Here is a 21,860-nt window from a genome sequence, read left to right on the forward strand (position 1 = left end):
AGAATAGCAACCTCTACAGATAAATTATTCACTATACTTAAGCGAAATTTTTGTTTGAAATATTTTGTCGGCAAAACTAAAGATTTTATTGGAAAAAATTCAAACTTATGATTTTTCTGTGAAGAAAACCTTTCCAAAACACTTATAGTATCATATAAGCTCAATTCATAATGTCTTTAACTTTCTTAATAATTATTTCTAGACTCTTTCTTAGTATCTTTATTAAGTATTCATGGCTAGTCGCTATACTTTAGATAGTGAGATAAGGAAAGATACTATCTCAGAAAATTAAATAAAAATTGAATAAAGTCGTTTGTTACTTTGGCACAACTGTCGTTCTTTGAGTTCATGTCATACTATATAAAGGAGGAGAAAAGACATGCAAAACTTGAAAAAAGTATTAGCGTTTACTTCCTCAAGTTTAATCTTGCTTGGAAGTATTCCCGTGATTAATGCTCAGGAAACAACTACCGTCTCTGAAACCTCTGAAACAGAAACTATTGAAAGCAGTCAAACTATGACAGAAGAAACTTCTATTGAAGAAGAAAATTCCCTACAAGAAAATGCTGAAACTGTCAATCCTACCACGACTGTCCAAGTATTGGTCAACGGGGAACCAATCCCTGAAGGAATGGGGGTAAATATTGAGAGCAAAACTATTGGCGTTGACTTAAGACCTGTTGATAGTCAAAGTCAATTTGAAATAAACTATGCTAGTGGGGAATATCAAGTCCAATTAGTCTCTGCTGAAGGAATTCCTATCGAAACTGAAGGGAGTCAGGGTGTTCTAGTCGTGCCGGAAGAGGGTGGACCTGTCACGCTCCACTTTGAATTAGCGGAAGAGCTCACTCAAACTCTGGTACTCAACCTATATCTAAATGATTTAGCCGTCGAACCTGGCTCACGACTCATATTAACGCAACAAAATGGTGAACAAGACTATATCTTAGAAGAACAAGGGCAAATTGAACTTGACCTTGTTCCTGGCGAATACATGGCCAAACTGATTTCTGCCGATGGTACAAAGATTTCTAATAAGTTAAAATTCTCAGTGGACAAAGATACAAACATCAAAAATCTGTTCTTCTCAACTTATGATGTTCCGTCATTTACTGAATATCCCGTTCAAACTACTCTCGATCAAGAGCTTGTAGAAGCAGGTTGGTTTGTTAAAGTTTATTCTGATGAAGAAGTCTACACCTACACTGTGGGTGAAGAAGGTGAATTTACGATAGCACTAGAGACTGGAGAATATCAAACCGTTCTTTACAATAAAGATGGTAAATATATTGATGAGGCACCCCTGATCATTCCAGAATCAGGTGGCACGCTGAATATAAATTATCATAGTAAAGATGCCGCTCCTGTTGATCCAATTGGTATCAACTATACGGTTCGAGGTTTCTTAAATGATGAACCTCTCGGTGAAGGCGCCTTAGTTAAAGTAATCACCGAAAATGATACTTACAGCTTTATGGCTGACGCTGAGGGTTACATTCCCCTTGATTTATTACCAGGTGACTATCAATTAAATCTATATAATATCAAAGGTCAACATTACGCGACCAGTTATCTAACAATTCCGGAAGAAGGTGGTGAGTTAACGGCTATCTTTACGAGCCCTCAAGAAGATCTACCAGTAAATTACACGGTATCAGCCTATCTCAACGATCAATTACTCACCGATCCATACGTCATTAAAGTAGATACCCCTTCAGGTGTTTATTCATATAAGGTGAATGAAGCAGGTTTGGTACCATTAGACTTGTTACCAGGCGAATACAAAACAACTCTATATGGGCTTGAAGGACAAGCTTTAGCAGAAGCCTATTTAGAAATTCCAGAGAATGGAGGAGAGCTCAGCCTAAACTATTATGTCGATGCAAATAAACCCACTCAGCCCGGTTTACCAGGCAATAGCGAAGGCGAAGGTTCCTCAACCGAATCTTCAAATCAAGCCCAACTTCCTAATACTGGGGAAAACCAGATTGCTAAGTATCTAAGTCTCTCAGGATTCTCATTTGTAGGAGCCATTGGCTTACTCTTAAAGAAATTTAAACACTAATCAAATAGCATCAGTTAACTAACTCTTGCTATAAAATCGCATAGAACCCCCTTCATTCCTAACTGGTTTGAAGGGGGTTCTGATTTTAATTATTTTTTTATCATTCCCGTGATTGAACGGGTAATCATGCGTCCTAACTCACGTCCAACGGAAGACATCATATTCTTGGTAAAGCGATCGAAATTAGAATCAGTCCGTCGGCTAGACCTGCTGGTCTCTGTTTTTTCTTTTTTTGCCGGAGCTTCTTCTACTTCCTTTTGGGCTTTAGTGGCTTTTTCTGCTTCAGCAGCTTGAATTAAAGCTTGCTCTTGTTCTTGAGTCGCTTTAAGAATTTGTTCATGAGCACTTTCTCGGTTAACAGGTTCGGCATATTTATCCATCAAGGCAGATCGATTAATAATTAGTAAAATTAAAGAAGGATCAATGGTGCCAATCTTTGACATCGGTGGATAAATCATAACCTTATCGGCAATACTTGGCGCGCCATCAGCTTGTAAAGTCGAAATCACTGCCTCGCCTACCTGTAAATTCTGAATGACTTGGCTTAAATCCGCTTGATCATCTTGTCGGAAGGTCTCTGCCACGACTTTCACGGTCTTAATCTCCTTAGGAGTAAAGGCACGTAAACCATGCTGAATTCGATTCCCTAATTGATTAGCTACCGAATCAGGAATATCCGTCGGATTCTGGGTAACGAAGAAGACTCCGATCCCTTTGGATCGAATGAGTCGAACGACAAGTTCAATCTTATCCACTAAAGCTTGTGGAGTATCTTTAAAGAGGGTATGGGCTTCATCAAAGAAGAAGACCAATTTAGGTTGTTGGAGATCTCCCTCTTCCGGAAGATTCTCATATAAATCAGAAAGTAAGGCAAAAAGCACCATCGCATATAAGGTAGGAAGTTTATATAACTCTTTAGCATTGAGGATATTAACCATCCCTAAACCTTGATCGTTAGTTCGAAAGAGATCCTGAATTTCTAAACTCGGTTCACCAAAAAATTTATCGGCTCCTTGCTGCTCTAAGACCACTAAGCTTCTTAATATAGCTCCTACCGAACTTTTGGCAATGTTGCCATAATGTTGACTTAATTCGCTAGCATGGTCAGCGACATAATTGAGCATGGCACGAAGATCCATTAAATCAATCAGTAATAGACTTTGTTTATCTGCTACATCAAAGACTATATTTAATATACTTTCTTGAACATCATTGAGGCCCAGAATTTTGGTCAGAAGAATCGGCCCAATTTCAGAGACGGTAAAGCGCAAAGGCAAGCCTTCCTCAGCTAATACATCCCAAATTTCAATGGGGAAACTTTGACGTTCGTAATCCGTATAATGAGTATCTGTTAAACGCTGACTTAGATTTTCACTTTGATTTTCCTCCGCCAAGCTCATGATGTCACCCTTGACATCAGAAAGAAATACAGGAACTCCTGCTCGACTCAGTTGTTCAGCCAAGACTTTCAGGGTAATCGTCTTACCCGTCCCGGTAGCACCGGCTATAATGCCATGACGGTTCAACTTATCCAAATGTAATTGCGCAACTTCTTTACCAAAGCCAAATTGAATTGATTCTGCCATTGTCTCTTCCTCCATCAGATTTAGTCATCCTTATCTTACCATATCTACCTTGTGAACAGGATATGAAAGATACTGACAAATTCTCTGATTAAGCTAAATTTTTTAAAGCTTCTCGTTGACTGAGAGAACTCATCTTTGAAGCACGCTCTTGCACAAATTTTTTGACCCATTCTGGATCCGTTTTGGCATATTCTCGTAAAGCCCAACCAATTGCTTTGTTAATAAAAAATTCCTGACTCTCTAGATTATTATCAATGACTTTACTTAACAATGTTAGGTCAGTGCCTTCTTTCAAGCCTAATTGATGAATAATTGAAGTACGAACTAACCAAATGTTCTCCGCTTGAGACCAAGTTAAGATTTGTGCTTTCAGCGAAGGATATTTGTGAACCAGAGTTCCTACTCTTTTAACCAGAACATCTACTGAATCCCACCATGATTTATCGACAATAAATTGCTGTAACTGATCAAGATCTTCTTCTAGCAGATAGTTTTCGACTGATTTTAGGTAATCCGCGGCTATATACTGAGCCTCTCTAAAATCTAAGGCCCATAAATCTCTAACCATTGGCCAATCAATATAAGGGGACACCTGTTCTTGATATCTTTGACGAACCTCTAACTTGGCCTGGCGTAGCCAAGCACGACTCAATTCCCGTCTCTGTGGGGCTTTGATTCCCAAGAATTTAAATTGATTTTTCTGATAGGCTGCCATCCCTTTGGCTACCGTCAAATCTTCGTGGTCAAGCAGTGTCGAGATCAGAGTATCCAGATTTTGCATAATTCCTCCTAAGAATAAAACATCTTTAGCAAACCTGACAGAATGTAAGCTAAGCAAAATAGACCGATGTATTGTCCTATTTTAGCAGTAAGTGCTTCTCTTTCCTTAGTCAGGGACTTCAATGATTGAAAAGAACCTGACTGAAGCATCACAAGAAATATTATCAAAACGGTTCCATAAAAATAATATTTAATCTGATAAAACGCTAGCAGGATTCCTAAAACAAAACCGCAAATAAATGAGAGTAGCTTGGCTAACACATTATGCACCTTTTCTTTTTGTAATATCATATATTTTAACATAATCAGGTAATTAGTGATTTAACCAGCCATGATAACGCGCAATATTCAGTGCTTCGATTCGCGATTGTGCTCCCGTTTTACTTAATATTGAGGAAATATAGTTACGAATGGTCCCTTGACTCAAAAATAATTGATCCGCAATAGATTGAGTGGCCAATCCTTGATCTAGTTTTAACAGAATTTCTTGTTCGCGCGGGGTCAACGGATTACGTTCTGCCCGTAACACATGACGAACCAGTTTGGGATCATAAACAGTATCACCATCTATGACGGCGTGAATTGTTTCAATTAAATGTTCAGTTGGACTATCTTTCAATAAATAGCCTTTGACATCGGCCTCTACCGCCTGTTCAAAGTAATCTTGTTTGGCAAAAGTCGTCAAGATAATCACTAATACCGCTGGTTTCTCATCTTTTAAACGATGTGCCAGCTCTAATCCTGTCATATGAGGCATCTCGATATCCAATATGGCCACATCAACGGCTAAGTGATTGATCTCCCTGAGCGCAGTTTCTCCATCCAGAGCGGAACCAAGAATATTAAGGTCCTCTTCTAAGTCTAACAAACTTACCAAGGCTGAATTTAACATGACTTGATCTTCGGCAATATATAGATTAATCACGTTCTCCCTCCTTTATCGGTAATTCAACCTTTAATAGACAACCCTTGTCACCAGAGATAAATAGCTTTCCTCGCGCTTTTTCAATCCGTGAAATCATCCCTTTAATACCAAAAGAGGGCTCAAAGGAAGCTGATAAACCAACTCCATTATCATGAATATTCATCCAATAGGTATTTCCTTGGCCAAAGATTACCTCAACTTTCTGTGCTTGACTATGACGCACCACATTATTAAAGGCTTCTTTTAAAACAGCTCCCATTATATACTGAATTTCAAGGGGCCAATTTCGAGAAATTTCTTCATCTTTCGTTATTAGAATAATTTCAGCTTGTCCTAACTGATTTTGATTTTCAATTAAGACTGAAGCAATGGTTGTTTCGTGCAAATTGCCAACAATGTTTCTAACCAAATTCAGATGGTCGCGAGACGTCTGGGCAATTTCTTGTAATTCTTTCTGAGCTTTAACTGGATCTTTCTGTAAAAGCTTACTAGCTAATTCAGCCTTTAAGGCAATCATCGAATAAGATTGACCCAGATTATCATGGAGGTCGCGGGCAATACGCTCTCTTTCACCTTGACGAATGATAGTTTCTAAACGCTGGCGATTTAGATTCAAATCATTGATTTTATGTTGATAAGAATACAAATAACGAGCAAAAAAGGGAGAAACGAGAACAACGAATAAGCCGAAAAATAACCAACCCCATTCAAAGTGGATTTGAAAGTTAACCAATATTAGGGCAAACAGACTTGCTATAAGTACAGAAGCATAATAAATATTTAAATATTTTCGAAAAAGACTCTCTTTTATCTGCCAAAAAGGAAATTGCCAACCCGTATAAATAAAAATCGAAATGTAACCTGAAGGAATCGCTACAATCGTGGCCAAGATTAATTGAATGAATAGATTTTGAGTGTTTTGACAGGCGTCAAAATAGCCTTGCCGATAAAAATATAAGTAAGTGAGGACCAATAAAAAATATAAAAAACGCAGTGGCTCCGGGTAAAACCAGCTGGTATAAAGCATGGGAATCAAAAAGAGTAAATAAAAATAAGCAAACAAGCCCATGGGTGGAGGGATCAAAATATATTTTCTAAACCAATTTTTCATGAAGTTTTCGGCTCCTTATAAGGTATCCACTTTACCAAGACCAAAATCAATAAGCTTAAAGCAAATGCCCAACTCAGTAAATGGAATAATAATGCTCCACTCATTTGACCTTGATGAATAAATTGTCGACAAAGAGCAGCAGATTGGTAAGTCGGTAATAATTTGCCGATGTCTTGTAACCAGCCTGGCATGATTTCAATCGGCCACCATAGACCCCCTAGAATTGCTAAGGGAAAGACTAATAAGTTAGTTAAGATATTTACTAATAAACTATTATTTAATTGGGCCAATAGGATGCCTAAGAGAGAGAAGATGGCACTGGCAAATAATGAAAATACTAACAAGACTAAATACGATAACAAGGGCAAAGATACCTGGTTTAAGAAAAATGCCAAGGAAGAAATTAAGATAAAAATCAAAGCATTCAAGGAGAAATAAACCAAAACCAGCATCCAATAATAATAAAATTTCGATTTGGGACTTAAAATTACAAATAAATCGAAATAATCCTGATGATCTTTGACTAAACTGCTTGATATTACTTGGATTGAAGTAATCAAATTTCCATAAATAATCATACTAATCATATAGTCAAGTTGCCAAATTTTCAACATCTCTGCAGACATCTCCCAGGCAAACACTCGCGTATATAAATAGTAAAAGAAAATTGGGAAAATTAAGGCGGCGATATAACTCTTTAAATCACGTAAAACCAACCTTTTGAAATGCAACTCGAATTGGTTAATAAATGGCTTCATCTACTTACCTCCTTCAAATAGATTGAAAATAGTTTCTAAAGAAGTCTCTTTAATTTCTATATGTTTAATATGATTTAAATAGGGGTAGAGTTCGACCAACAAGTTTATAGTCTCCTGGGTTTTAATATTATACCTATGATCCAGTTCCTCTAAAGAAAGCACAGAAGGCAATTGCTTAAAGACGTCGCTGGTTAAATCACTGACAAAAGAAACACTGACTGCCCCAAATTGATCCCTTAACACTTGTAAATTACCGTCAAAAGCGATTTGGCCTTTGGAAAGAATTAATATTCGGCTTGCCACTGACTCAAGTTCATCCAAATAGTGACTCGTAATAAAAATTGTTTTTCCCTTCATTTTAAGCCGTGTAATCTGTTTCCAGAAAATTTTCCGGCTCAAACTATCCATAGAAGTTGTAGGTTCATCAAGAAAGATTAATTGCGGGTCACCCACCATCGCTAAGACAAAATTAAATCTTCGAAGTTCCCCACCGGATAATTGATTCACTTCCTTCTTTTGTAAATTTTCTAATTCGCCAAGTTCAATGAGTTCACTGTAGGGAAGCGGATGAGCATAATGGCTTTGAATAAGACGAATGGCTTCATGGACTGTTAAGTTTCGTAATCGAAAATTATCCTGCAACATCATGGCTGTTCTTTCACGTACTATGGCATTCATTTTTGAATAACCAAATAAATTAACTTTGCCAGAATCTGCTTTCAGTAAACCATTGATTATTTTGATTAATGTGGATTTACCCGCCCCATTTCTACCGAGTAAAGCAATAATTTCACCTTGATTTACCTTTAAATTGACATCCGTTAATACTTTATCTTTCTTAAAAGATTTAGCTAAGTGTTCAATTTTCATAATTTCTTGCATAAGCTTCCCTCCTTTTGGCTTAATTATAAAATGAAAGCCCGCTCTATCCTAGACACAGCTATCATGACTTTCTTATGACAAATGTCATATCTTTATCAGACAAACGAAAAAACGCCTATTTGTACTGTTTAAAATACAAATAAGCGTTTTATTTAATAACAATTATATTTAATGTTTATATGCTTTCCGGATTATCTTTAATTCGGGCGATATTGCGATAGGGTTGAGATAAATACACAGAAAGAATAGCAATATCCGCTGGATTGACCCCACTGACGCGGCTAGCTTGTCCTAAGCTGGTTGGTGAAATACGCTTCAAGCGATCTCTCGCTTCGTTGGCTAAGTTAGGAATTTGGTCCCAATCGATATCCTCTGGGATTTGTTTTTCTTCTAAGGACTTCATCTTATCAACATTTCGTTGGGCTTTTGCAATATAACCGGCATATTTTATTTGAATCGAAACTTGTTCAGCCGTTTGTCGATCTAAGGTCGGTCCCTCTTTGGGAATTAATTGAACCAAATCTTGATAATGAATTTCAGGACGTTTCAGTAATTCACTAGCCAAGATACCATCTTTAAGAGGTGTTGAATGTACCCGTTCGAATAATTCGGCTAGACCAGGGGTCGACGGTTTAATTCTCACCTGCTCAAGGCGTTCAATTTCTTCTTGAACCTGAGCTTGTTTCTTCAAGTACTGACGGTAACGGTGTTCGTCCACTAAACCAATCTTATACCCTTTTGACGTTAAGCGTAAGTCAGCGTTATCGTGACGTAAGAGCAGACGATATTCAGCTCGTGAAGTCAGCAAGCGATAAGGTTCCGCCGTTCCCTTAGTCACTAAATCATCAATCATTACACCAATATAAGCCTCATCTCTTCGCAAGATAAACGGCTCTTTCCCTTGAACTTTCAAGGCGGCGTTAATCCCAGCAATGAGACCTTGTCCGGCTGCTTCTTCATAACCGGATGTACCGTTCATTTGACCAGCGGTAAATAATCCTGGAAAATCTTTCAATTCTAGACTAAGACCCAGTTGATAAGGCATCACCACATCATATTCAATGGCATAGCCGGGTCGCATTAAGCGAGCGTGTTCTAAACCCTTGACGGTCTTAAGCATTCCTAGCTGGACATCTTCCGGCATAGAGGTTGATAAACCCTGGATATACATTTCTTTAGTGTGCAACCCTTCAGGCTCGATAAAGATTTGATGTCTAGGCTTATCAGCGAATCGCACTATCTTATCTTCAATCGACGGACAGTAACGAGCTCCAACTCCTTCAACCATTCCTGAGAACATAGGAGCTCGATCCAGATTGTCTCGGATTAGTGCATGGGTTTGACTATTGGTATGAGTCAGCCAGCAAGGTTCGCCAGGTCCCTTATAAGCACTATCTTCAGTGAGATAAGAAAAGTGATTAGCTCGTTCGTCACCCGGTTGGATTTCTGTTTCCTCAAAATTTACGGAATCACGGTGGACGCGCATTGGAGTTCCAGTTTTGAATCGAACCAATTCAATCCCTAATTCTAATAAATGTTCAGATAACTTAATCGAAGGAATTGTGTTGTTGGGTCCCGAAGAATAAGCTAAATCTCCAATTAAAATCCGTCCTCGCGAAGAAGTCCCAGCTGTTAGGACAACGGCATCACTATAATACATAGCCCCTGTACTAGTAATAACCCCTTTGATGACCCCTTCTTCGACAATTAATCTTTCAACTAAACCTTGTTTTAAGGTTAAATGTTCGGTATCTTCTAATGTCTGACGCATTAAGCTTGCGTAGGCTTGTTTATCTGCTTGGGCCCTCAAGGCTTGCACTGCGGGTCCCTTAGAAGTATTTAACATTCTCATTTGAATATACGTTTGATCAATGTTTTGGCCCATTTGCCCACCTAGGGCATCAATTTCTCGCACAACGACCCCTTTAGCTGGCCCCCCAATGGAGGGATTACAAGGCATAAAGGCAACCATTTCTAAGTTTAAAGTTAGCAAAAGTGTCTCAACACCCATTCTGGCACTGGCTAAGGCTGCTTCAGAACCAGCATGGCCGGCACCTACGACGATAACTTGATAATGTCCGGCTTCAAAAGTTTTCACGGTATTATTTTCACTCCTTTATTTATTGAAATCAACGGAATAGGTTTGTAATTGACCGGCTTCATCATAAACAAATTTAGCAGAGAAATAATCAATTGACCGATCTAGCACCCAATCTAAGTAGATATAATCTCCTTGCCAAGTAGGTTTTTCAAAGACTTGATCATAGTCGACCCAATAGAGAGTCCCTTCATCAGAGTCAAAGTTGATCTTTCCTTCAAAACCAGTCACTCGGTAGACAAAGCTGTACCAATCTTCGCCATCATGTTGAAAATTGGGAAAACTAATAAATCCTCGCAAATCTAATTTTGTAGCAGTTAAACCGGTCTCTTCTTTAATCTCCCGGATTGCACATTCTTCAGGTGTTTCTCCTAGCTCGAATTTCCCGCCAACACTAATATATTTGCCCCAATGATAATCATTTTCTTTCTTATTTCGTAAGAGTAAGAGCAATTGTGAGCCATTATCAATATAACAAATGGTAGAAAGTTTGGTCATCGTCTAGTCCGCCTCCTATTTACCTAAACAGAATTGACTAAATAACTTAGTGATTAATTCATCTTGAACCGCTTCACCAATAATTTCTCCTAACAAATCCCAGGCTTTAGTAAAATCAATTTGAATCAGATCGACTGGCATGCCTAAGTCACAAGCTTGGATAACTTCATCTAAAGCTGAACTGGCTTGTTTCAATAATTGAGTGTGACGCGAGTTTAATAAATACGTCACGTCCTGGCTAGCAATAGCTCCGCTAGCAAATTTTTGCCAAATCATCTGTTCTAAATCATTCATACCACTTTCAGACAACATCGATGTTCGGATCATCTCCGCTTCTGAACTATATGGCCTTAAATCCTCATCATTCAATTGACTAGGTAAATCTTGTTTATTTAAGACGATAATCCGTTGACTCCCTTGGGTCAAACGTAATAATTCCTTGTCAGTATCAGTTAATTTCTCAGCTTGATTCAAAATTAAGATGATTAAATCTGCTTCTTGCATCACCTGGTGACTTCGTTTAACCCCAATTTGTTCGACCACTTCGTCAGTTTGACGAATTCCAGCTGTGTCAATTAATTTCAAAGGAATTCCTTTAACATTAACAAACTCTTCAATCGTATCACGGGTAGTTCCTTCAATATCAGTCACAATAGCCCGCTCGTAACCTGATAGGACATTTAACAAACTAGACTTGCCTACATTTGGCCGGCCAATAATTGCCGTCTTAATCCCTTCGCGGAACAATTTCCCTTGTTGGGCTTGATTTAATAACTGTTGAATTTGTTCTTTAACCGATTGCGCTGTATTTAATAATTCTTGACTAGATAGCTCCTCAACATCATCATACTCAGGATAATCAATGGTCACTTCAACTTGAGCTAAAGTTTCTAACATATCTTGGCGTAATTGACGAATCTTTCGCGACAGACTTCCCTGTAATTGATTAACTGAAGCTTGCATAGCCTTATTGGTCTTGGCTTCAATTAAATCCATAATCGCTTCTGCTTGCGATAAATCAATTCGACCATTTAAAAAGGCTCGCTTAGTAAACTCGCCCGCTTCAGCCAGACGCGCCCCCTGATCTAGAACATTATCTAGCACTTCTTGGACAGCAATAATCCCCCCATGACAATTGATTTCAACAACATCTTCTCGAGTAAAAGTTTTTGGAGCTCGCATCACGCTGACCATCACTTCATCAATCACTCGATGCTCTTTACGATGAATAATATGGCCATAATGGATTGTATGACTGGAAACTTGAGCTAAATCTTTGCCTTTAAACACCTGATTAGCAATTTCAACGGCCTGATCACCACTTAAACGGACAATACCAATCGCCCCTTCACCTAATGCAGTTGAAATCGCAGCTATAGTATCTTTAACATACATGGACAGTCTCCTTTCTAAAACATTGAACAAAAAATGGCTAAATCCATAAAAAAAGTGCCTAAACTAACCCAATTACAAAATTAGGTTAGTAAGCACTTTGACTGCTGACTCTTATTTCTCAGCCATTATACAGCAGAAAAATAACTTCCGCAAGCAGAAATCATACGAATTGAATGATTTAACTTGAAGATTTAGATTCTGACTTATCTTTCTGAGGATTGCAATCGCTAAATAATGGGTTATAATTGAGACTGTCAGTTATCTTCAAGGAGGGAAAAAGCTTGAATAGAAAACTCCGTTACTTTATAGGAGTGATCCTTACTATGATCAGTCTAGGCTCTTTTCAGACTGCTCATGCTATTGACAATGCCGAAGTCTATAATATTGAGCTTATGAAAGAAAACAACATAGAAAGTGGACTCGGGGCTGAATACGACTCAATCGAGAGCTTAGTCAATGATTTAATCGCTGAGTATAATATTAATACTGATGAAATCAGTTTCGCTTACTATAATTTTACCAGTGATCAACATTATTATATTAATCCTGATTTACAAATGATTGCCGCATCAACCATTAAAGTTCCCATCGTTGCCCTATATCTGGATTTGATTGCACAGGGACAATATACTTTTGATAGTCAGATTCCTTATGTGGAAGATTATATTGGTGGCGGAACTACCGGGACCACTTCCCCATTGGCAGACTTGATGTCCAATGCCATTATTTATTCGGATAATAGTGCCTGGTATTCGCTCATGTCTAATTACGGATCTTTTAGCGATAATCGTCAAGCAATTCTAGATTTCGTGGGTTATTATGATGTTCCTGGCGAATTTTTTGCCGATAATTATAGTTCGGCCTATTTAGCTGAACAATGGTTAATCAAGGTTGCGGTCAATCCAGATTACCAATATGTCGTTAATTTAATGAAACAAACTGATCCTAAACAACTTTTTACTTCCTATATTGCTCAAGGAATGGCCAATAAATATGGTCGTTTAGATGATTATATCCATGATACTGGCATCTATTATGAGAATAACCAAGCTCAATATGTCCTAGCTATTTATACCAATAATCAAGAACAAGCCGATCCTTTTATTGAAATGCTAAGTTTAAGAATTAATGAATGGTATCGAAGCCACTATCTTTCAGCAGAATATACACCTATAGATATCAAAAAAGATGAATCAGGCGTATCCATCACCAAAACTCAAAATGAAGACTCAACGAGCACAGAGACTAGCCAAGAATAAATCTAAAGGATTATAATATTTTAAAGAAGACGATTGAAATATTTTCAGTCGTCTTTTTTATCTGATGAAATCAATAAATTATCTCTTTATCACTGATTTAGCGAACTTGCTGATAACTTATCATTCACCATACATCAGATTACTTAAACACACCGAAATTTCTGCGATCAATTATTAAATTCGTACAAAAACCCAAGTCTGGTTAGCTGACTGCCAACCAAACTTGGGCTAATATCATCTTCTATTGTGTTTGAAAGGGATTGGTTTTAGCTTCTTCCAACCACTTCGCATCATAATGATAGACTCCTTGCTGGGGATAAGTAAAGGTATCCGGAGCCAGACCATATTGATTGACAGTTAAACGAACTTGATCAACACCCAGCCATTGGTGAACATTGGCAACAATCGCTGCAATCACAGCTTGTTCTCCTTGAGGATGGGCATTCATGGTAGCCACCACTCCTGGACTAAAATCAATCGTCACGGTATTATCTGCTAACTCAACCTGATTGACCACAATATCCGCCCCAATAAAATTTTGACTCTGGAACAAATTCGTAAAAGCACTGGCTAAATCTTGATCCGTCTGCCAGTCCAAAGACCCTGATGTCAATCTTAATAAACTTGATCCATCAGCTTGGGGTACAACCACCGGTATGGAGCTAATCAATTTAACATTTTGATTTCTTGCTTTAATTATCCAGGATTCCTTATTATTTTCTACAGCAATTAAACCGACTGCTTGCGCGAAATAATAAATCTGATTCCCCACTGAAACTTGCAGAACATTCTGATAGGTCGATTCTCCGATCTTAGCTTCGCGGTATATCTCGGTAATACCATTACTTTGATCAGTCAATGTCAAGGGCTCTTTCATCAGCAAGGTATTTTCGGATGCTGTCGAATCTAACACAAAAATTCTTGAATCTTTTTGTTTTGAACTTTTTGTTAAAGCTTGCTGAGCCCAACTATAAGATTCATTCCTTAACTGATTATCTTGAATCACTAAGATATGTTGAACTTGTTTTTGATCGTCTGTCGACATTAAATATAGAGACCTACTCGCAGAACCATTACTAAAGGTGCGAATTTCATTGGCCTGCATAGGTAAGAAATCAAGTATCGAAAACGAAGATGCTTCTTCTAATGTTTGCCAATGAGACTTATCAATACTGAGCTTTTCTTGAGGTTTGGTTTTTTTCTCTGAATTACTCTCTGTGGTCGATTGTTTATCTTGCGACTCAGTTTGTTCTTGATTTTTTTTGGCTTCAATTTTGGCCTTATTTTCCTCGCTCAACTGTATCATAGGTTCTTGACGACAGGCTGATAAGCTGAGCATACTAAGTGAGATAAGGCCAATTTTAATGATGGTATCTTTCATCCTTCTCTCCTCAAATTTAATCACTCCCAAATTGTACCATAAAATTTCAATCAAAATTTAAAATTTATCATTGAAAATTTGTTTTCGACGAGCAAAATCATAAAATCTAAATTTTTCTAATTTATGGTAGGAAATCGTATGTTGGAAAAAAGTGGTGTCTTCAAGATACACATTACTTCGGACTGCCATTACATAGTCATTCTCCTGAATTCCTAAAGCTTGACTAATAAATTCATCCGCTCGCTTGGCCATAATTTCCTTACTGGCATAGGCAATCTCTAAGTTTAAATCCCGTTCAAAATATTGATAAATAGAAATCTCAGCACGATCCTTGGGAATTTCTGGGATAATTTGTTGACGGAGGTAGTCTTCATCAACAATTAAGACTTCACCCTGGACTTCTCTGGTTCGAATCAAATGAATAAATTTTTCATGTTCAGAAACATCTTCTTGATCTGCTAAAAACTGAGGACATAATACTAATTCATTAACCAAGACAGTGGTTTTGGCCGAAATATTTTGTTGATCTTGTAATTCTTTGTAACTCGTCAATCCACTGATTGGCAATGAGAAGCGCCGATAATCCAGAATAATTGAGCCAGATCCTTGTTTCTTTTGAATATAAGCATGATCCTCAAGCAAACGCAAAGCTTTACGAATAGTTTCTCTTGAAACTTGATATTGCTCAGCCAATTGATGTTCACTGGGTAAATAAGTATCTTTTGGATACTGACCTTGCTGTATTTTTTGTTCAATATCTAAATATATTTTCTCAAACTTTTTCATGGTTCACCTCTACACGCTATTTAACCATCCTTCAACAGAAATACTGCTGTTTCGTAAGATTGTAACATAATTTCTTCGGTTAAAAATTGTAGCGGACCATTTCCGATTAATTTTTGACTAGGCTTGTCTAAATATTTGCTCGGTAGCATCAATTTACTTGGCTGGGCGTAGAAATTATTTACTACCAATAGAATTTGACCTTGATATTGACGTTCGTAAGCCATAATTTGTGGGTGATCCAATTGAATTCCTTGATAAGATCCCTCTTGGATAATCGGATAATCTTTTCTTAATTGGATCAGATCTTGGTAATATTTATAAATTTTGCCTTCTTTTCTAGCTCGTTCAACATTGATTGTTTGATAATTATCAGCAACTTTTAACCATGGAGTTCCTTTAGTGAAACCAGCATGTTTACTACTATCCCATTGCATTGGTGTCCGAGAATTATCGCGAGATTTTTTACGAATGATATTCATGATTTTCTCAATGGAATAGCCTTTTTCTTGCAAAATTTGATAATGATTTAAGGTTTCAACATCAACATAGTCATCAATACTTTGATAACCCGGATCGGTCATACCAATTTCTTCCCCTTGATAAATATAAGGGGTTCCTCTGAGACACTGAATCGCTGTGGCCAGCATGGTCTGAGTCTCGTATGGATAATGAATGACATCGCCAAAACGCGAATTAGATCGAGGTTGATCATGATTATTTAAGAACAGTGCATTCCATCCCTGATGATCCGACATCCCTTTTTGCCAAGTATCCAGGATTTGCTTGAGCGCTATAAAATCAAATTCAGGATCTGACCACTTTTCACCATCTTGGTAGTCTACTTTTAAATGATGGAATGAAAAAATCATCGAAAGCTCTTGTTCTGCTGGATTGGAATAACGGATACCATTGGCAACATCCGTCGAAGACATTTCGCCAACCGTCACAATATCATCATAGCGACCAAAAGTAGCCTGACGCATTTCCTTTATCCATTGATGTACGATCGGCGTATCAGTGTATAAATGTTTCTCCTGATTAGATCCTGGTTCTTGACTATCCTGAAAATTTGGGTCTTTACCTATAACATTTAAAACATCAAAACGTAAACCCTTCACGCCTTTAGCTAACCAGAAGTTAATGACCTGATATAAAGCTTGACGAACTTTGGGGTTATGCCAATTCAGATCAGCTTGGCTAACATCATACAAATGTAAATAATAAAGGGAGGTATCGCCAAATTTCTCCCATGCAGGTCCACCAAATTTCGACTGCCAATTTGTTGGTAATGATCCATCAGCTTTAGCCGGCCTTAAATAATAAAAATCCTGATATTCTGGATCTCCAGCGAGCGCTTTTTGGAACCACTCATGTTCAATCGAGGTATGATTAAGCACCATATCTAGCATTAATGAAATGCCTCGCTTTTCGGCTTCAGCAACCAATCGTTCAAAGTCTGCCATTGTTCCATAGGTCGGATCAATGGCACAATAATCGGAAATATCATAACCATTATCTTTTTGAGGAGATGGATAAAAAGGATTTAACCAAATTAAATCTACTCCTAAATCTGCGATATAATCCAATTTTTCAATCACACCGGCTAAGTCGCCCTTTCCATTGCCAGTGCTATCGTAGAATGATTTAGGATAGACTTGATAAATAACTTTTTCGCCTAAATTCATGAAAATCTTCCTTTCTACAGACTAAATAAAGAATAGCGTTTTTGAAAAATACAAAAACGCTATTAAAGTGCTTGAAATCATTATTTATTGGCCGTATTAAAGAAGGGAATATCAAACTTTAACCCAGCATTGGTTAAGAATCCCATTTTCTTGAAACTAAGTGTGAGAACAAATGGAACCACCACTGCAATTAACATGGCAACAAAGAACATTAACCAATATTGGATTTGAATAACTAGAATCCCTGGCAAACCTCCCACTCCAATCGAATTCGCTTGAATGCCTACTGTCGTAGTTAGTAATCCAGCTAGAGCAGAGCCAATCATAGCGGCTAGGAAAGGATAAACATATTTCAAGTTCACCCCGAACATGGCTGGTTCAGTGACTCCTAAATAAGCTGAGATGGCTGATGGAATAGTAATTTGGGATTCTTCTTCATCTTTCCGACTCATCCACCAGACAGCCAATACCGCCGATCCCTGGGCAATGTTGGATAAAGCAATCATTGGCCATAAGCCAGTAGAACCGCTGTCAGCAATTAATTGGCTATCAATTGCATTCGTCATATGGTGTAAACCAGTGATAACCAGTGGAGAATAGAAAGCTCCAAATATCGCACCAAATAACCAGGATAATGGACCTGTTAAACCAGCTAGAACCACACTAGAAATTAGACTACCTAGCCACCAACCTACAGGACCCAAGACAGTATGGGCTAAAATAACTGCTGGTAATAAAGAAAGGAAAGGAACCAAGATCATAGAAAGATATTCTGGAATAACTTTTCGCCAGAATTTCTCTAAATAGCCTAAAGCTAACCCGGCAAACATTGCTGGTAGAACTTGAGCTTGGTAGCCAATCATATCTAACTTGAAGAAACCAAAGTCCCATTGAGGAACGGTTCCTTCAGCTAAGGCATCAGCAGCCCCATAGGCATTTAATAGTTGTGGAGAAACTAAGGTAATCCCGAGAACAATTCCTAAAATTTGGGTAGTACCTAATTTTCTAGTAACCGCCCAGGTAATCCCAACTGGTAAGAAATGGAAAATAGCTTCCCCAGGTAACCATAAGAATTGGTTTACCCCATTCCAGAAAGGTGATACATCGACAATACTGTTGTAAATCGGATCACCATTCGCTGTGGCTTGAGCCACACCATCGACAACTTTTTGACCTAATGCCTCAAATCCTACACCTTCTAGAATATTTCTGAATCCGAGTATCAAACCACCCACAATAATGGCTGGAATAATTGGTGCAAATATTTCAGCCAAGAAGGTCATCGCTTTCTGCCACCAAGATTGATTAGATTCAGCAGCCTCTTTTACTTGAGCCTTAGATGTTTCAACAATACCAGAATGTTTCTCAAATTCTTTATAAAAATCAGCGACTTGGTTACCCACGATTACTTGAAATTGCCCTGCTTGGGTAAAGGTACCTTTTACTGAAGCGAGATTTTCGATACCATCTACATCTGCTTTGTCTGGATCATTCAAGGCAAAACGCATCCGCGTTGCGCAGTGAGTAACGGCCTTAATATTCTCCTTGCCACCGATTAAAGTGAGCAAATCCTGAGCATCTTTATCAAAGTTCGGCATAAATTCTTCCTCCTTTAAGAACTTGTCTATACAACTTGTACTTGTAGTATATATTGAAAACGGTTAAATAGCAATGAAAGCACTCCCTTAAATTAAATGATAGATATCATAAGTTAATTTAATACTTTTAATTCTATTTTAATTGTAAAACGATATTTTGAGAGTCATACCATATTAAAAATCACGATAAAAAATACCTAACAGGGATCAGTCAATTGTTATGAAGAAATATTGACTGAAATCCCATATTAGGTATGAATGATTCATCGATTTATTGATTATTCATTAACATATTCAACTACTAGATAACGATTTGGATCTTTTCCTTCAGAATGCGTCTGAATATGATCAATTTTTGATAGATGAGCATGAATTTGCTTACGTTCATAAGCAGGTAAAGAATCTAAAATTACAGGTTGTTTGGTCTTTAATACTTCATCAGCGGTTCTTTTAGCCATCTGTTCCAAAATATTTGCCCGACGGTCGCGGTAATCACCAACGTTGAGAGTTACATTTGTGCGGTGGCGATAATGATGATGCAATAAGGTTTGAGCGAGTACTTGCAGAGAATTAATGATTTTTCCGTGACGACCAATGATGAGACCTGACTTATCAGTGTCGATATTGAAAATTACTTGATTATTATTTTGTTCAACTTCGATATCCGCATTGGCGCCATATTCTTCAATCACATCGATCAGAAAATTAGCCACAATATGACTCGCTTTATGCAAATCAGGTCCAGTCGTTTCTTTGTCATCTGCTTCATTTTTATCTTTGAATGAAGAGCTTGTTTCAATATCCTGATCTGACATCGCTTCATTTTCTTCGAAATCTTCTTCAACTTGCGGATTGACCTCTTCCTTAGACAAGGTACTTTCGTCAACTTGTTTTTCATTTTCAGATGAATAAGATTCATTATTTTCTATCACATCAGTTGATTCTGACTGATTTGGCTGAGTAATCGCTGAATTTGGTGCCTTCTTAGCTTCCATTTCCGCTTCAAGGGCATCTGTTAATTCAGAAAGTGATTGATTATTTTTTCTGCTAATGACAACAACAGCATCTTGTCGACCAAATCCTAGAAAGCCTTTTTTACCTTCATTAATCACCCGAATTTCGGCTTCTTCGCGTACAATTCCTAAATCTGCCAAACCTTTAGCAATAGCTTCATCTACCGTTTCTGCATTGATCGTAATACTATGATCTAACATCTATGTTTCCTCCATTATTTTTTATTTTTACCCGTAGCCCGTCTTAATTGGCGTCTCAATTCTCTTTGACGATCTTTCTCCATTTGAATTTTTTCTTCTCGTTCACGAATAATCTTATAAGGATTATTAAAAATTAAGACTTGAGTCACAGTAAATAAGTTGGTTACTACAAAATAAAGACCTAGGGCACTCGGTAGTCCAAAAGCAATCATAAATATAATCACAGGCATAACGTAAGTCATTACCTTATTTGCCGAGTTGGAGCTAGGTGCCGCCTTCATCATCAAATAAGTCGATAAGAAAGAGAAAACGGCTGCTAGAATAGGTAAAACTAAGTAAGGATCTCGTTGACCTAAATTCATCCACAAGAAATGACCTTGACGTAAGATTTCCGTTCTTTGAATGGTTTGATAGAGGGCAATCATCACTGGAAATTGGACTAACAAAGGAAGACAACCCGCGAATTGATTCACACCGCGTTTCTCCATCAGCGCAGATTGTTCTTCTTGTAATTGTTCCATAGAATGACGATCTTTATTAGGATACTTTGCTTTGATAGCGTCGAGTTCTGGTTGAATTTCTTGTAATTTACGTTGAGATTTCATTTGCATATTATTTAAAGGAATTAATAAGATGCGAATCAATAAAGTAAATAAAATAATTCCGATGGCGTACTGATTAGCGAACAAACTCGATAACCAAAGAATAAATTGGGATAGGGGTTGAATAATATAAATATCCCAGAGACTTGACCCAGCTTGCCCGGTACCCTGTCGACTACATCCACTTAATAATAACATACTTGAGAGGATCAGAATCTTTTTATAATGACGTTGAATGTGCTGCATGGAGCCCTCCTAAAATCTATTTAATAATCTTTGCTAATTTCATGACATGAATAATTGAATGCTTAACTTGCTCCATATTTTTATCACGAATATCTGGTCGAGCAATTAACAAAAAATCAAGCTCTTGATCAATCTGGTCTTCTAATTCTAATAAGGCTTGGCGAATATATCTTTTCACTTGATTTCTTTTGACCGCGTTTCCAATTTTCTTTCCCACAGATATTCCTACTCGAAAATGTTTTTGATCTGGTTTCGTAAAAACATAGAGCACAAGTTGGCGATTAGCCACTGACTTTCCTTCATGAAATACTTTTTGAAAATCATATTCACTTTTTACCCGATATTTTTTTTTAATACCATCCACCTACTTTATTGCCACTGACTTCTTATTATTATAGCGAATATTCATACAAATTAAAAACAGAATTCAATGATTTTTACACAAAATAAAAAGGCTCCCGATTTTCGGAAACCTAAAAAATTATGCAGATAATGATTTTCTACCTTTTAAGCGACGTTTTCTTAAAACGCGACGGCCGTTTTTAGTGCTCATTCTTTTACGGAATCCATGAACTTTTTTACGAGTGCGTTTTTTTGGTTGATAAGTTCTTTTCACTTGCCTTACATCCCTTCTATAATAAGTTTATTTTATGTCCAATACCAAAATATTCTAAAGAATTTAAGAGTAATTGTCAAGAATCAAATAAATTTTTAGAGAAAATATTTTTTATCCACAGGCCCTGTCAATATGTGGAATGGTTCTTTATCATTCCACATTAAAATATATTACTTATTAACAAAGACACAGGATGTTAATATAATACTTTTTTATCCACAATTTCTGTGGATAAGTCCAATAAAACCGATTAAAATCGCATTTTTTTATGAACAAGCGAAATCATTTTTTATCTATCCACTAACTTATCCACAATTATTATCATCATGTGCATAAGTCTACTGTTTATTTGTTTAAAACCTTGCATTATAAATT

Annotated in this window: 20 protein-coding genes; 2 read left to right on the forward strand and 18 right to left on the reverse strand. The window is 37.4% G+C overall.

The genetic code is table 11. The features are described 5' to 3' along the window. Window positions 1-379: 379 nt before the first annotated feature. Complete coding sequence (locus M0R79_RS09150) at window positions 380-2,065, forward strand: LPXTG cell wall anchor domain-containing protein (RefSeq protein WP_248416972.1); 1,686 nt, start codon at window positions 380-382, stop codon at window positions 2,063-2,065. Between the two features lie 89 nt (window positions 2,066-2,154). On the opposite strand, the gene M0R79_RS09155 is transcribed toward M0R79_RS09150, so the two are convergent. The 10 genes from M0R79_RS09155 to mnmE form a co-directional block, all read right to left on the reverse strand. Beyond that, the gene (locus M0R79_RS09155) at window positions 2,155-3,651 is read right to left on the reverse strand and encodes a helicase HerA-like domain-containing protein (RefSeq protein ID WP_248416971.1); all 1,497 of its coding nucleotides are present in this window, start codon (window positions 3,649-3,651) and stop codon (window positions 2,155-2,157) included. Between the two features lie 88 nt (window positions 3,652-3,739). Further along, window positions 3,740-4,432: a DNA alkylation repair protein gene (locus M0R79_RS09160; protein WP_248416970.1), complete on the reverse strand. Its 693-nt coding sequence runs from the start codon at window positions 4,430-4,432 to the stop codon at window positions 3,740-3,742. A gap of 8 nt (window positions 4,433-4,440) precedes the next feature. Beyond that, window positions 4,441-4,734 (reverse strand): hypothetical protein, encoded by a 294-nt coding sequence (locus M0R79_RS09165; RefSeq protein ID WP_259560609.1) that lies wholly within the window; start codon window positions 4,732-4,734, stop codon window positions 4,441-4,443. 10 nt (window positions 4,735-4,744) lie between these two features. Continuing rightward, window positions 4,745-5,356 (reverse strand): response regulator transcription factor, encoded by a 612-nt coding sequence (locus M0R79_RS09170; protein WP_092570947.1) that lies wholly within the window; start codon window positions 5,354-5,356, stop codon window positions 4,745-4,747. Continuing rightward, window positions 5,349-6,467, reverse strand: a complete 1,119-nt coding sequence (locus M0R79_RS09175) for a sensor histidine kinase (protein WP_248416969.1) — start codon at window positions 6,465-6,467, stop codon at window positions 5,349-5,351. The genes M0R79_RS09170 and M0R79_RS09175 overlap by 8 nt, the downstream gene beginning before the upstream one ends. Then, window positions 6,464-7,225, reverse strand: coding sequence for an ABC transporter permease (locus M0R79_RS09180; protein WP_248416968.1), 762 nt, complete (start codon window positions 7,223-7,225; stop codon window positions 6,464-6,466). The genes M0R79_RS09175 and M0R79_RS09180 overlap by 4 nt, the downstream gene beginning before the upstream one ends. Then, window positions 7,226-8,107, reverse strand: coding sequence for an ABC transporter ATP-binding protein (locus M0R79_RS09185; protein WP_248416967.1), 882 nt, complete (start codon window positions 8,105-8,107; stop codon window positions 7,226-7,228). Between the two features lie 175 nt (window positions 8,108-8,282). After that, window positions 8,283-10,205, reverse strand: coding sequence for a tRNA uridine-5-carboxymethylaminomethyl(34) synthesis enzyme MnmG (gene mnmG, locus M0R79_RS09190; protein ID WP_248416966.1), 1,923 nt, complete (start codon window positions 10,203-10,205; stop codon window positions 8,283-8,285). 18 nt (window positions 10,206-10,223) lie between these two features. After that, complete coding sequence (locus M0R79_RS09195) at window positions 10,224-10,703, reverse strand: NUDIX hydrolase (protein WP_248416965.1); 480 nt, start codon at window positions 10,701-10,703, stop codon at window positions 10,224-10,226. 15 nt (window positions 10,704-10,718) lie between these two features. Then, window positions 10,719-12,098, reverse strand: coding sequence for a tRNA uridine-5-carboxymethylaminomethyl(34) synthesis GTPase MnmE (gene mnmE / locus M0R79_RS09200; RefSeq protein ID WP_248416964.1), 1,380 nt, complete (start codon window positions 12,096-12,098; stop codon window positions 10,719-10,721). A gap of 281 nt (window positions 12,099-12,379) precedes the next feature. On the opposite strand from mnmE, the gene M0R79_RS09205 reads away from it, so the two are divergent. Continuing rightward, a complete protein-coding gene (locus tag M0R79_RS09205; protein ID WP_248416963.1) occupies window positions 12,380-13,357 on the forward strand; it encodes a serine hydrolase in 978 nt (325 codons plus the stop codon). Window positions 13,358-13,598: 241 nt separating this feature from the next. Here the strand turns inward: M0R79_RS09205 and M0R79_RS09210 are convergent, their stop codons facing one another. The 8 genes from M0R79_RS09210 to rpmH all read right to left on the reverse strand — a co-directional run bounded on the left by M0R79_RS09210 (window position 13,599) and on the right by rpmH (window position 21,485). Further along, window positions 13,599-14,738 carry a GerMN domain-containing protein gene (locus M0R79_RS09210; protein ID WP_248416962.1) on the reverse strand — a complete coding sequence of 380 codons (1,140 nt, stop codon included), beginning with the start codon at window positions 14,736-14,738 and terminating at the stop codon, window positions 13,599-13,601. A gap of 57 nt (window positions 14,739-14,795) precedes the next feature. Then, the gene (gene treR / locus M0R79_RS09215; protein WP_248416961.1) at window positions 14,796-15,524 is read right to left on the reverse strand and encodes a trehalose operon repressor; all 729 of its coding nucleotides are present in this window, start codon (window positions 15,522-15,524) and stop codon (window positions 14,796-14,798) included. A 20-nt stretch (window positions 15,525-15,544) separates the two neighbouring features. Continuing rightward, on the reverse strand, window positions 15,545-17,209 hold the full coding sequence (gene treC / locus M0R79_RS09220; protein ID WP_248416960.1) for an alpha,alpha-phosphotrehalase: 1,665 nt from the start codon (window positions 17,207-17,209) through the stop codon (window positions 15,545-15,547). Window positions 17,210-17,289: 80 nt separating this feature from the next. Beyond that, a complete protein-coding gene (gene treP, locus M0R79_RS09225; RefSeq protein WP_248416959.1) occupies window positions 17,290-18,807 on the reverse strand; it encodes a PTS system trehalose-specific EIIBC component in 1,518 nt (505 codons plus the stop codon). Between the two features lie 278 nt (window positions 18,808-19,085). Beyond that, window positions 19,086-20,021 carry an RNA-binding cell elongation regulator Jag/EloR gene (gene jag / locus M0R79_RS09230; protein ID WP_248416958.1) on the reverse strand — a complete coding sequence of 312 codons (936 nt, stop codon included), beginning with the start codon at window positions 20,019-20,021 and terminating at the stop codon, window positions 19,086-19,088. A 14-nt stretch (window positions 20,022-20,035) separates the two neighbouring features. Further along, on the reverse strand, window positions 20,036-20,869 hold the full coding sequence (locus M0R79_RS09235; protein ID WP_248416957.1) for a YidC/Oxa1 family membrane protein insertase: 834 nt from the start codon (window positions 20,867-20,869) through the stop codon (window positions 20,036-20,038). A 16-nt stretch (window positions 20,870-20,885) separates the two neighbouring features. Continuing rightward, the gene (gene rnpA / locus M0R79_RS09240; protein WP_092571071.1) at window positions 20,886-21,224 is read right to left on the reverse strand and encodes a ribonuclease P protein component; all 339 of its coding nucleotides are present in this window, start codon (window positions 21,222-21,224) and stop codon (window positions 20,886-20,888) included. A 126-nt stretch (window positions 21,225-21,350) separates the two neighbouring features. Then, window positions 21,351-21,485, reverse strand: coding sequence for a 50S ribosomal protein L34 (rpmH, locus tag M0R79_RS09245; protein WP_092570975.1), 135 nt, complete (start codon window positions 21,483-21,485; stop codon window positions 21,351-21,353). Window positions 21,486-21,860 lie beyond the last annotated feature (375 nt).

It is taken from the genome of Ignavigranum ruoffiae (assembly GCF_023195815.2).
GTDB classification, from domain to species: Bacteria; Bacillota; Bacilli; order Lactobacillales; family Aerococcaceae; genus Ignavigranum; species Ignavigranum ruoffiae.